Annotated in this window: 15 protein-coding genes; 10 read left to right on the top strand and 5 right to left on the bottom strand. The window is 63.0% G+C overall.

Going from position 1 to position 11,800, the window contains the following annotated elements; genetic code table 11:
• Positions 1 to 53: 53 nt before the first annotated feature.
• From ABCW42_RS11830 to ABCW42_RS11815, 4 genes are read right to left on the bottom strand one after another with little or no spacing between them, the layout of a single operon-like run.
• Entirely contained in the window at positions 54 to 539 is a 486-nt protein-coding gene (locus tag ABCW42_RS11830) for a YbaK/EbsC family protein (protein WP_423181434.1), read from the bottom strand.
• Entirely contained in the window at positions 523 to 1,377 is an 855-nt protein-coding gene (locus ABCW42_RS11825; RefSeq protein WP_423181433.1) for an SURF1 family protein, read from the bottom strand. The genes ABCW42_RS11830 and ABCW42_RS11825 overlap by 17 nt, the downstream gene beginning before the upstream one ends.
• Positions 1,378 to 1,665 (bottom strand): hypothetical protein, encoded by a 288-nt coding sequence (locus ABCW42_RS11820; protein ID WP_423181432.1) that lies wholly within the window; start codon positions 1,663 to 1,665, stop codon positions 1,378 to 1,380.
• Positions 1,662 to 2,216, bottom strand: coding sequence for a DUF3099 domain-containing protein (locus ABCW42_RS11815; RefSeq protein WP_423181431.1), 555 nt, complete (start codon positions 2,214 to 2,216; stop codon positions 1,662 to 1,664). Before ABCW42_RS11815 ends, ABCW42_RS11820 begins: the two co-directional genes overlap by 4 nt.
• Positions 2,217 to 2,391: 175 nt before the next feature.
• On the opposite strand from ABCW42_RS11815, the gene ABCW42_RS11810 reads away from it, so the two are divergent.
• Together ABCW42_RS11810 and ABCW42_RS11805 are read left to right on the top strand one after the other, a co-directional pair.
• A complete protein-coding gene (locus tag ABCW42_RS11810; protein WP_423181430.1) occupies positions 2,392 to 3,117 on the top strand; it encodes a beta-ketoacyl-ACP reductase in 726 nt (241 codons plus the stop codon).
• Positions 3,118 to 3,275: 158 nt separating this feature from the next.
• The gene (locus ABCW42_RS11805) at positions 3,276 to 4,025 is read left to right on the top strand and encodes an SDR family oxidoreductase (RefSeq protein WP_423181429.1); all 750 of its coding nucleotides are present in this window, start codon (positions 3,276 to 3,278) and stop codon (positions 4,023 to 4,025) included.
• Positions 4,026 to 4,111: 86 nt separating this feature from the next.
• On the opposite strand, the gene serB is transcribed toward ABCW42_RS11805, so the two are convergent.
• The gene (serB, locus tag ABCW42_RS11800) at positions 4,112 to 5,005 is read right to left on the bottom strand and encodes a phosphoserine phosphatase SerB (RefSeq protein WP_423181428.1); all 894 of its coding nucleotides are present in this window, start codon (positions 5,003 to 5,005) and stop codon (positions 4,112 to 4,114) included.
• A gap of 125 nt (positions 5,006 to 5,130) precedes the next feature.
• Between serB and ABCW42_RS11795 the strand changes: the two genes are divergently transcribed.
• The 8 genes from ABCW42_RS11795 to ABCW42_RS11760 all read left to right on the top strand — a co-directional run bounded on the left by ABCW42_RS11795 (position 5,131) and on the right by ABCW42_RS11760 (position 11,788).
• Complete coding sequence (locus ABCW42_RS11795) at positions 5,131 to 5,916, top strand: ABC transporter ATP-binding protein (RefSeq protein WP_423181427.1); 786 nt, start codon at positions 5,131 to 5,133, stop codon at positions 5,914 to 5,916.
• 30 nt (positions 5,917 to 5,946) lie between these two features.
• Positions 5,947 to 6,732, top strand: a complete 786-nt coding sequence (locus tag ABCW42_RS11790; RefSeq protein ID WP_423181426.1) for a sulfite exporter TauE/SafE family protein — start codon at positions 5,947 to 5,949, stop codon at positions 6,730 to 6,732.
• A 7-nt stretch (positions 6,733 to 6,739) separates the two neighbouring features.
• On the top strand, positions 6,740 to 7,588 hold the full coding sequence (locus ABCW42_RS11785) for a TrmH family RNA methyltransferase (protein ID WP_423181425.1): 849 nt from the start codon (positions 6,740 to 6,742) through the stop codon (positions 7,586 to 7,588).
• 90 nt (positions 7,589 to 7,678) lie between these two features.
• Positions 7,679 to 8,119: a MarR family winged helix-turn-helix transcriptional regulator gene (locus ABCW42_RS11780; RefSeq protein WP_423181424.1), complete on the top strand. Its 441-nt coding sequence runs from the start codon at positions 7,679 to 7,681 to the stop codon at positions 8,117 to 8,119.
• A complete protein-coding gene (locus ABCW42_RS11775) occupies positions 8,112 to 9,533 on the top strand; it encodes an MFS transporter (RefSeq protein ID WP_423181423.1) in 1,422 nt (473 codons plus the stop codon). Before ABCW42_RS11780 ends, ABCW42_RS11775 begins: the two co-directional genes overlap by 8 nt.
• Positions 9,534 to 9,653: 120 nt before the next feature.
• Entirely contained in the window at positions 9,654 to 10,139 is a 486-nt protein-coding gene (locus ABCW42_RS11770; protein ID WP_423181422.1) for a hypothetical protein, read from the top strand.
• Between the two features lie 215 nt (positions 10,140 to 10,354).
• Positions 10,355 to 10,612, top strand: a complete 258-nt coding sequence (locus ABCW42_RS11765) for a type B 50S ribosomal protein L31 (RefSeq protein ID WP_009358283.1) — start codon at positions 10,355 to 10,357, stop codon at positions 10,610 to 10,612.
• Between the two features lie 78 nt (positions 10,613 to 10,690).
• Positions 10,691 to 11,788: a lipoate--protein ligase family protein gene (locus ABCW42_RS11760; protein ID WP_423184874.1), complete on the top strand. Its 1,098-nt coding sequence runs from the start codon at positions 10,691 to 10,693 to the stop codon at positions 11,786 to 11,788.
• The last annotated feature ends 12 nt before the right edge of the window (positions 11,789 to 11,800 follow it).

Genomic DNA, 11,800 nt, shown 5'->3' with positions numbered 1-11,800 from the left:
GTGAAGAGATCAACGGGTGCAAGGCCCATCAATCGCGGGCGCTTGCCGTCGCCTCAGCGGACCCGCAAGGGTTCCGCGGACGTGATGCGTTGGAGCTCGCTGTACGTGATGGAAAACATCGAATAATGGTCGCCGGCTCCCGCCCAGAGAAGCTCGTGTCCTTCGAGCGATAGGTCCAGGAGGGTGCGGATCGGTTGGGGGTGGCCCACCGGTGCGACGCCACCTACCGCCTGCCCGGTGTGCTCCAGGACGAAGGCAGGGCTTGCGCGGCGGATCTTCGCGGATCCCAAGGTAGCCGCGACCAAGGCCGTATCCACTTTCGCGGCTCCGCTGGCGAGGATCAGCAAGGGAGCGCCGTCAAGTTCGAAGACGAGGCTGTTGGCGATCGCCGCAACGTCGCAGCCGAGAATCGCGGCCGCGGCCGCCGCCGTCGGAACGTTGTCCTCGAATGTCCGCACTGTGTCCAGGGCGCCGGCGGCAACGAGCGCCGATTTCACGTTGCGGACGGGAGCCGGAATCGTGTCAGTAGCCTTGCGCATCCAGGATGGCGTCTTCCTCTTCTTCGGCGGTGGGCCGCTTCGACTTCCGGGGGGCGGGCGCCTTCCGACGCGGGGTGGCGCTGATCTCCTCGTCCTCGTCCTCGGCATCGATCTGGGCGTTGCGCGCCTGTTGCTTGGCCGCGTAGCCGAACGCGACGAACATCAGCACGCCGAAGGCAAACCATTGCAGCGAGTAGGACAGGTGCGTCCCCTCGTCGGTGGAGGGCATGGCGAAAGGAGCCGGCATGGGCTGCACTGCTGGAGACTCCGTAGCGAGCTGTCCATACGCGCCCGTCATGATGGGGTAACTCAGCTCTTTGGCATAGGAGGGGAGGTCGATGGACGCCAACTGGCCTTCGACCACGCCACGGTCCAGATTGGGTTCGGAGGCCTGCAAGCGTACGACGACGGTCGCCTCGCCTGAGGGGGGAGCCGGGATACTGTCGGGATGTCCCGGGGTGTTGTTTCCGATAGGCAGCCATCCACGGTCGACGATCACTGCCTCTCCGCTCGTCAGGCGGAACGGAACCACGACTTCGTAGCCAGGCTGGCCGTTGAGGGGACGGTTGCGGACAACGCGTTCGTCCGAAACCTCGTAATGGCCATGCAGTTCCACCTGGGTCCATTCTTTTTCCGGATTCAAGGATTGGAATTGCTGCTTAGCAGCGGCGAACTGAATGGGCGTGGCCGAATAGTTGTTGACCACACGGTTGATCTCGGCCAACGTCTCGGCCCGGCGGTCCATTTGCCAGCGGCCAAGGAAGACGCAGCCGGTGGCAAAGATCGCGGCCAGGACGAAATAGCCCAGCCATTTGCTGGAGAAGAGAAAACGGTACATTCAGCGGACCTCGCCTGCAGCAGCGGCTTCGTTGTCGCCGCTATCGAACGGAATGGTTTCTTTCCAGAGTCCCCGGGTTTGCAGGTAGTCCTCGAGCCAGTCCCGGTGCTCGCCGCAGGAAAGCCAGGCTTTGCGGCGGTCGGGCGTGTGGATGCGGGGGTTGTTCCACAGGAGCTGCCACGTCGCGTCCGCTCGGCAGCCCTTGCGCGAACACATCGCCTTGGGCACGCCACTGCCGGCTTCCTGCCCGTCGTCGACGCCCGGGCCGCCAATTGCGAAGATGTTCATGAAGCCGCCTGTTCTCTTCCGCGATGCGGATACGTGTGCTTGTCCCCGGCGGGAATGGGTTGTCCTTCTCCCGGGAAGTCGTTCTCCTGACGGGTGCCGTCGTTGTGGCGGGTGTATTGCTTGGTGTCGTCCTGTTTGGGACTCGTCGAGGCGGCGCCGGTCTCTTCTTCGACCAGTTCGCCCTCGAACACGGTCGAGGCCTCACCCTGGGATTCCTCGGTCGCGGGAGCCTCCAGCTCGCCGGCGGGCACATAGTCCAACAATGCGTCGCTATGCACCTCGGCTTTGTCGCTGCCGTTGGCGATCACTACGGCGATCCACGGCAGGAACACCGCGCCGGCAATCGCAACGATCTTGAACCAGCCATCCACCACGAAGATCAGGATGATGCACACCATGCGGATGCCCATGGCCACGGCATACTTGATCATCCGCTCGCGCATATCGTCCGAGTGGGCGGCAGCGGCGTCGGTAATGCTATGTACTACGGGGTCACCGGAAACGGCGTCCGGACCTCCCGGCACATCCAGGGGACTGTTGTCTCTTGTCACGACTGATTCATCACGCTCCAACGGCTTCCCTCAATTCTCTCACCATGGAACGGGGGCGCCCAAACCGCGCCGGGGCGCGCTGCAGGGGGCGCGGGCCTCCTGCCAGCTAAGATCGATCGAGGAAATCACCCACTTTCAAGCGGCAACGTGCTGCCGCGGAACCTTGGAGAAAAGCATGCCTGAAGCAGTATCAGCCGGCCGGAGCGTCCTCGTGACGGGTGGAAACCGCGGCATCGGCCTGGCCATCGCCGAGTCCTTCCTCGCCAATGGGGACAAGGTTGCCGTGACGTACCGCAGCGAGACGCCCCTTCCCGAAGGCATCCTTGGCGTCAAGGCCGACGTCACCGACGAGGCTTCACTCGATGCGGCGTTCAAGGAAGTGGAAGCTGCCCACGGTCCCGTCGAAGTCCTGGTGGCGAATGCCGGAATCACCAAGGACACACTCCTCCTGCGCATGAGCGAAGAAGACTTCACCTCGGTCATTGACACCAACCTGACTGGAGCGTTCCGGGTCATCAAGCGCGCCTCCAAGGGAATGATCCGCCTCCGCAAGGGACGCGTGGTGCTGATTTCTTCGGTCTCCGGCCTTTACGGGGCACCGGGCCAGATCAACTACTCGGCCTCGAAGGCAGGCATGGTGGGCATTGCCCGCTCGCTGACGCGCGAACTTGGCAGCCGCGGCATTACGGCCAACGTGGTGGCTCCCGGGTTCATCAACACGGACATGACGGCCGAACTTTCCGAGGACACCCAGAAGGCGTACTTGGCAAGCGTTCCCGCGGGCCGCTTCGCGGAAGCCTCGGAAGTGGCGAACGTAGTCCGCTGGATTGCGAGCGACGAGGCTGCCTACATCTCCGGAGCGGTCATTCCGGTGGACGGCGGCTTGGGTATGGGCCACTAGGCCGCGCCACGGGAATCGTGGGCGGCCACCCCAGCCATGCCCCGTTCTTTGTGGGAAGCCTACAGTCGGAACCAGGAATGCCGCTGGCATCATAGAGACTGGGCTAACAGTAATTGGACGTATCGAACAAATTGAACGTTTTGAATGAAGGAGCACGAATGGGACTGCTGGACAACAAGACCGCGATCGTCACGGGTTCTTCGCGCGGCATCGGCGCGGAAGTTGCCAAGATCCTGGCGGGCGAGGGTGCCGCCGTCGTCGTCAACTACCGCCAAAAGGCGCCCCGGGCGAACAAGGTTGTTGGCGACATCCAGGCCGCCGGCGGCCGCGCGGTTGCTGTCGGAGCGGACCTCACCACTCAGGAAGGCGTGCAGGCGCTTGCCACCGCGGCCATCCAGGAGTTCGGTTCCCTCGATGTCCTGGTGCTGAACGCTTCCGGCGGCATGGAGTCCGGCATGGAAGAGGGTTACGCCCTCAAGCTGAACCGTGACGCGCAGGTCAACATGCTCAAGGCTGCGACCGAGCAGATGCGGGAGGGCTCCCGTGTGGTTTTCGTCACCAGCCACCAGGCTCACTTCATCGGCACCGTCCCGACCATGCCGGAATACGAGCCGGTAGCGCGGAGCAAGCGCGCCGGTGAAGATGCCCTGCGCGAACTGCTGCCGAGCCTCGCCGAGAAGGGCATCTCCCTCGTGGTGGTTTCCGGCGACATGATTGAGGGCACCGTCACGGCGACGCTTCTTGACCGTTCCAACCCGGGCGCCATTGAAGCCCGCAGGGCCGAGGCGGGCAAGCTGTATTCCGTCGAAGAATTCGCGGCCGAAGTGGCCAAGATGGTCACGGCGGACGTGGAAAGCGGCCACACCGAGTACGTCGGCGGCGCGGACTACTTCGGCAAGGGCGCTTAGCCTTTAGCCATCAAAAGCGGTGTGAAATGCCCTGGACTGAATTATTCAGTCCAGGGCATTTGCTTTTGTGATGTTCGCTACGCCGCCTAAACGCCTGCAATATGCCGGACCGCATCGAGGTACGGCATATTGACGGCGGTGTCCGCGACGGCGCGGACAGCGGGCTTGGCGTTGAAAGCGACACCGATTCCGGCGGCCCCCAGCATGTCGAGGTCGTTGGCGCCGTCGCCCACGGCGATGGTGTGCTCGAGGTCGATCCCTTCCGCTGCCGCCCATTCGCGGAGGTACTTCTCCTTGGCCGCGCGATCGATCACGTCGCCCAGGACCTTGCCGGTCAGGACGCCGTCAACGATTTCAAGTTCATTCGCGATCCAGTAGTCCAGCCCGAGTTCTTCCGCGATGGGCCGCAGGATCTGGTTGAAGCCGCCGGACACTACAGCAACTGCGTGGCCGCCGGATTTGAAGGCCGCGACGAGATCAGCCGCACCTTCGCTCAAGCGGACTTCGGCGCGAACGGCGTCGACGACGGCGGCCGGCAGTCCGGCCAGCACCGCCACCCGGGCGTGGAGGCTCTGGGCGAAGTCCAGTTCTCCCCGCATGGCGGCCTCCGTCACCGCGGCTACCTCGTCGCGCTTTCCGGCGTGGGCTGCGAGCAGTTCGATGACTTCCTGCTGGATCAGCGTGGAATCGACATCCATGATGAGGAACTTGCGGGAGGCGGTGCGCAGGGCCTCGGGCACGATGGCGGTATCCATCCCGGGGGTGGAAGCCTCGGCAACCCGGTGGCGGATGCCCGACAGGTCGGCGGCGGTAGTCCAATCCACCGCGAGGCCCATGGTGTGCACACCGAACCGGCCATCCCCTGACTGTGACTCCGACGTGATCGAAGCACCTGATTCTTCGAGCGTGGTGCGCAGGTGTTCAAGCTCCGAGGGGGACATATTCACGCCGTAGCTGACAGCGGCCAAGTTCGAACTCATGGCTGCAATCTTAGCCAGCGCGGAACGCCCTCCAGAACTCCTGTTTCGCCGCGTTGTGGACCCGACTAGTGTGACCGAAGTTCCGGTTATCCATCGCTCCGGTTTTTGTCCTAGTGTCTACTCCTATGAGTGATGTTCTTGAATTGGCTTCCGTCAGCGTTGTCCGAGGCACTAAGACCCTGTTGGACAAAATTGACTGGGAAGTCAATGAGGGCGAACGCTGGGTTGTCCTTGGTCCCAACGGCGCAGGCAAAACCACTCTGCTGCAGATCGCCGCTGCCCGGATGCATCCGAGCAGCGGCCGTGCCGGGATCCTTGACGAGACGCTCGGCCGCGTTGACGTCTTTGAGCTCCGTCCGCGCATCGGCCTGTCCTCCGCGGCGCTGGCCACACACATTCCGGAACACGAGAACGTCCTCAACGTCGTGGTCACCGCGGCGTACGGGGTGACCGGCCGGTGGCGCGAGGGCTATGAGCGCGACGACGAGCGCCGCGCCTTCGGTCTTCTCAATGACTGGGGGATGGGCCCCCTCCTCAACCGGACCTTCGCATCCCTTTCGGAAGGCGAGCGGAAGCGGGTGCAGATCGCCCGCGCCCTCATGTCCGATCCCGAACTTCTCCTGCTGGACGAACCGGCTGCCGGGCTTGATCTCGGTGGGCGCGAGGAACTGGTCCACAAACTCGGCGAGCTCGCCCGCGACGAAGACGCTCCCGTCATGGTGCTCGTGACGCACCACCTCGAGGAAGTGCCGCCGGGCTTTACCCACGCCATGTTGCTTCGCGAAGGCGTAGTGGTTGCTGCCGGTCCGATCGAAGAGGTCCTCACCGCGGAGCACTTGAGCAGCACTTTCGGCCTCCCGTTGGACGTGACGGAGAACTCAGGCCGCTACACCGCTACCGCGCGCCGCTAGGCGCGGCTGCGCCAAGCGGAACTGCCAGCAGTGGAGATCCTCAGCGGCTTACTGGTCTTTTTCGCGGGCTTATGGGCCGGAACCATCAACAGCGTGGTGGGCTCCGGCACGCTCGTGACCTTTCCCGTCCTCATTGCGCTGGGCTACGCACCGGTCACTGCCACCATCAGCAACGCAATGGGACTCGTGGCGGGCAATATGACCGGGGCCTGGGGCTACCGGCATGAGTTGAGGGGCCGGGGAAGGCAGCTCCTGCGGCTCTTGCCTGCTTCCATCCTGGGCGGCATTACCGGTGCCTGGCTTCTGCTTCACCTTCCGGAGAAGGTGTTCTACTACGTCGCTCCGGTGCTGATAGTCGTGGCGCTCCTCATGGTGCTCTTCCAGCCCAGGCTGCAGCTCTGGGTGCAGAACCGCGCCGGAAACCCGGAACATGCCATTCACGACAAACGGCATGCAGCAACCCTGGTGGTGCTGGTCTACCTGGCCGGTATCTACGGCGGCTACTTCGTTGCGGCCCAAGGCATCCTGCTCGTGGGCATCCTGGGTGTCTTCATGACCGGCACCATCCAGAACGCCAACGCCATGAAGAATATCCTCGTCCTGGCTGTCAACGTCGTGGCGGCGTGTTCGTACATCTTGTTCGCGTTCGGCCGCATTGAGTGGCCTGTCGTGGCCGTCATCGCCGTCAGCTCGATGATCGGCGGTTTCGTCGGTTCCAAAGTGGGCCGGCGACTCAAACCCCTCGCACTGCGGATCGTGATCTTCGCCCTTGGCGTCGTGGCTCTGGGCTTCATGATCGCCAACCTGCTGAAATAGGAAACCCGTGACCTTCCACTACCTTGAAACCGCGGATGACCCCCGCGTCTCCGATTACACCCAATTGACGGACGTGCACCTCCGCAAACTGCGTGAACCCGCCGAAGGCATGTACATTGCTGAATCGTCCCGGGTACTGCGGCGGGCCCTCGCTGCCGGACACCAGCCTCGCTCCTTCTTCCTCGCCGAAAAATGGCTGGACGATCTCGACGACGTCTTCCGGGACTTCCCCGACGTCCCTGCCTACATCGGCACGGCCGAGTTGCTTGAGAAAATAACGGGGTTCCATCTTCATCGCGGTGCCATGGCGGCCATGCATCGCCCGGCGCCCGTGCCCCTCGGGGAACTCCTGGCCGGTGCGCACCGCGGGCGTAGCGATCCTTCGCTCATGGAGACTGCTCCGCATCGGTCCAGGATCGCGGTGTTGGAGGATTTGACCGACCATACGAACATAGGAGCTGTGTTTCGGTCAGCAGCAGCGATTGGCGTGGACGCCGTGCTGGTGACGCCGCAATGTGCTGATCCGTTGTACCGCCGTTCGATCAGGGTCAGCATGGGCACGGTTTTCCAGGTGCCTTGGACGCGGATCGATGCCTGGCCGGCTGGAATCGAACAGCTGAAAGAGGCGGGTTACTTTGTGGCCGGCATGTCTTTGGGCGAGGGAGCCATCACTCTCGATGAGTTGGTGGCCCAGGATCACCGGAACCTGGTGCTGGTTTTCGGTACCGAAGGCGATGGGCTGAAGCCGGAGACCGATCAATTGCTCGACGCACGCGTGACGATTCCGATGATGAACGGCGTGGATTCGCTCAATGTCGCCGCGTCATCGGCTGTGGCGTTTTATGCGACGCGGTGATGGCGCGTGACTAGATCGGCGATTGGATTCCCGCGTGGGAGTGCCGAAAGTACGCAAGTTGCTTGATCAAGTTGCTTGTATAGTTGGTGGGTGACCGGCGAAATATCAGGGGCCCGTGCGATGGCCCGTTCTCTCTTTGATACCTTGCTTCCGCTCTTGAGGAGGCTGACTGCAGAGCGAACGCTGTCCTCAGGCAAGCTGGGCGTGTTACGGCATGTGGCAGAGCACGGGCGCACATCGACTACGGAATTGGCTGCGGTGGTGCGCGTGAGTCCTCAGGCCATTTCGCTCGCCGCGCGTGAACTAGAACGTTTGGAGCTCGTGGCGCGTGTGCCCGACGCGGAGGATCGGCGAAGGGTCTGGATCGAGCTCACTGACGCGGGTCGCCAGAAGCTGGTCCAGGAATCCGCGGCCGGTCATGGGTGGCTTGATCAGGCCATCATGGAACGGCTCACACCCGAGGAGCGGAGGACGCTCGAAAATGCGATCCCGGTTCTTCGCAAGCTCGGATCGGACGCACCCGTTGACTGAGCCCACGGCACCCTCGCGATTGATCCCGGCTCTTGTGTACGCGGCGCTGTCCACGGCGATCGTAAGCTCGCTGGGCATGTTGTTGGTGCCGACTATTTCCCGCGAGATGGATGTTCCGGTCAGCACGGCACAGTGGATGCTCACCATCAACCTTCTGGTCGGCGCAATCGCGACGCCGGCCATGGGTCGGCTTAGTGACGGACCGCACAAGAAGCGGCTCCTGTTGTGGTCATTGTCGATCATCCTCGCCGGATCGGTGGTCGCCGCTGCGGCACCGAACTTCACGGTTTTCCTGATCGGACGAGCCCTCCAGGGCCTGAGCTATGGGATCGTTCCGGTGGCCATCGCCCTCGCCCGCCGCTACGTCGCCGCGGACAAGGTGCAGTTCTCGATCTCCAGCCTGTCGGTGACCGTTTCCACCGGCATCGGAATCGGCTACCCCCTGACCGGAATCATCGCGGGACTCTTCGATTTCCGGTTCGCATTCTGGTTCGCCGCTTTGTTCGTGGTCACCGCCATCGTTGTCGTCCTCCGTGCCGTGCCCGCGGGCCCTGACGAACACGCCCCCCGCGTCCCCTTCGACTTCACCGGCGCGGGTTTGCTTGGTCTTGGCCTGGGCGCTTTCCTCCTGGGTATCAGCGAAGGGCCGAACTGGGGGTGGGGTTCACCGTGGACTATCGGGACCATGATTTTCGCGGCCGCCGTCCTGGCATCCTGGATCGGGGCCGAGCTGAAGACCGAGCATCCCCTCATCAACCTTCGGGTACTGCGCAACGGGGAAGTGCTGCTGGCCAACTGCACGGCAGTCGGACTGGGCGCTGCGATGTACATCGGCCTTTCGATTTCCAGCCTCGTCGCCCAGGCGCCTGCCGATACCGGCTACGGCATCGCGCTGCCCGTCTTCTGGGCAGGCTTCGTGATGTTCCCGCTATCGGTAGGAAGCTTTGGAGCCAATCGACTCGTCCGCCGCCTCTCGCACCGGATCAGCCTGACGGGCCTCCTACCAGCCGGGGCCGGCATGATGACAGTGGCGGGGCTGCTCCTGTACTTCGCCCACACAGGACTGTGGGAGATCCTGACCGGGATGTTGGTGTTCGGCCTGGGGATGGGTGCCAGCTATGCCGCGATGCCGGCGTTGATTGCCCGAAGCGTCGCCACCGAGGAACTCGGCAGTTCGGTGAGTTTCAATCAGGTCCTCCGTACCGTGGGAAGCTCGTTCGGTACCGCCGTCGCGGGCGCGGTTCTCGCAGCCAACATGGCGCTGGATCTTCACCCCACTGGCGCCGGAATCAGCGCGACATTCGCGATCGGGGCAGCCCTCTGCGCGGTGGTCTTCATCGCATTGCTCGTCCACAAACTCCGGACACGCACCCGCCGCTCAGTCCAGGGCCGATCTGACGCTGTCAAAAGCTAAGCCGCTGCTCCGCTTCACTTGTGTCCATGCCCGCGCTCCAGGCCGCCCTACCAGCCCCTGACGTTGGAGAAGATATTTCCTACTCTGCCGCCTGCCCGAACGTATACTTGCGAGATGCCGATGCGGTGGTTGACTCGGGAAGCACTCGCGGGAGATCTTTCCTGGGAGGAACAAGACGAACGATGGCTGCAGTGGAGCGAGGCTCGGCACGCCGTGCGCTCCCGTCTACACTCCGGTGCCGAACTAGTCCTGGACCTCAATATCCAGGACGCAGTGATCGACACTCTCCGCCAGCTCCAGCCCGATGTGGTGGAACTCCGTTTCCTTATAGGCGACAACAAGGTGGGCTACGAATGGCTCGTCCTCCAGTACAGCGGCGCGCGCCTGACGATCATTGAACCCGGATTCGGCAGCGGATCCCGCACCGCCTACGAAATACTCCGGGACGAGCTGACGGTAAGTGATGATTCTTCGTTCGTACACAGTGTGATCAGCTGGCCGGTAGGAGAATTCGACGTCGAATTCACTGCCGTCGACGTGACCCGTGCACCCGCCGGACCGGGCGCGCGTGCAGCCTTGCTGGCGCGGGCGGAAAACCCTGACTGAAACTCTCTGACCAGCCACCGTGTTCGCGCACGGCAGAGGATGCGGAGCAGCCAATTCGTTGCGGAGCATCGTTTCCGCTATGATTGACTGTTGGTCCGGGACCCGAATAACGTTTCCGAGCGGCATGTCGCATGGAAGGGCAAACAGGCACACGGACCGAATCCATTCATACCTGGCAACTGGCAAAATCCAGCTGCGCGAACAAAGGTCCCATTATGAAGTCTGATATCCACCCGAAGTACGAAGCTGTTGTATTCAACGACCTCGCTTCCGGCGTCAAGTTCCTGACCAAGTCCACCGTGTCCTCTTCCAAGACCATCGAGTGGGAAGACGGCAACACCTACCCGGTCATCGACGTCGAAATCTCCTCCGAGTCGCACCCGTTCTACACGGGCAAGCAGCGCATCATGGACTCCGCAGGCCGCGTCGAGCGCTTCAACGCCCGCTTCAAGGGCTTCGGCGGCAAGAAGTAACCAACTTCACCTCCAAGCTTTCACGAAAACCCGTACCCGCCACCATGGCGGGGGCGGGTTTTCGTGTTTTCGGGCAGGATGGAGACCATGACATCCAGCGCGGTTTCCCTGCAACAGAACGGTTCCCTTCACGGCGAGTACAAGGTCCCGGGCGGAAAGCTGGTGGTGGTTGACCTCGACGTCGTGGATGGGCGGTTCGAGAACGTTTCCTTGAGCGGCGACTTCTTCCTGGAACCGGATGAAGCGCTGCTCTCCATCAACCAGGCGCTCACCGGCCTGCCGGAAAGTTCGACGCCGGGCGAGATTTCCGCTGCTGTCACCGACGGGTTGCCGGGCGGCGCGGTCCTGTTCGGCTTCTCCGCCGACGCTGTCGCGGTTACGGTCCGGCGGGCCCTTTCCAAGGCCAGCGGCTGGGCGGACCACGACTGGGAAGTCATCCCGCCGTCGGTCCTTCCCACGCACCTCAACGTCGCACTGGACGAAGTCCTCACGGAACAGGTCGGCTCCGGCCTCCGCAATCCGACGTTGCGCTTTTGGGACTGGGAAGAGCCGTCCGTGGTAATCGGCAGCTTCCAGTCGTACCGCAATGAGGTGGATCCCGACGGCGTCACGCGCCACGGCATCACAGTGGTCCGCCGCATCAGCGGCGGGGGAGCGATGTTCATGGAGGCAGGCAATTGCATCACCTATTCGCTCTACCTCCCGCAGAGCCTTGTGGACGGCATCAGTTTCGCCGATTCCTATGCATTCCTTGACGCTTGGGTCATGGCAGCCCTGGAAAAGCTGGGCATCTCGGCCTTCTATGTCCCGCTCAACGACATCGCGACGGATCAAGGCAAGATCGGCGGAGCCGCCCAGAAACGCCTCGCGAACGGCGGGATGTTGCACCATGTCACCATGAGCTACGACATCGACGCCGACAAGATGGTGGACGTTTTGAGGATCGGCAAGGAGAAACTCTCCGACAAGGGCACCCGCAGCGCAAAGAAGCGCGTGGACCCGCTTCGGAGGCAGACGGGCCTGGCGCGGGCAGAGATCATCAAGGCGATGCAGGAAGTCTTCATGGAGCGTTACGGCGCCAAAGAGTCACGCGTCACCGACGTCGAACTGGCGATCGCCCGGGAGCGGGTCCAGTCAAAGTTCGGTACTGGGGAATGGCTGCACCGGGTGCCCTGAGCACTTGCCCAC

The organism is Arthrobacter sp. NyZ413, assembly GCF_049390645.1.
GTDB lineage: Bacteria > Actinomycetota > Actinomycetes > Actinomycetales > Micrococcaceae > Arthrobacter.
The sequence above is the reverse complement of the archived record's forward strand: the minus strand, read 5'-3'. Positions and strand labels throughout refer to the sequence as shown.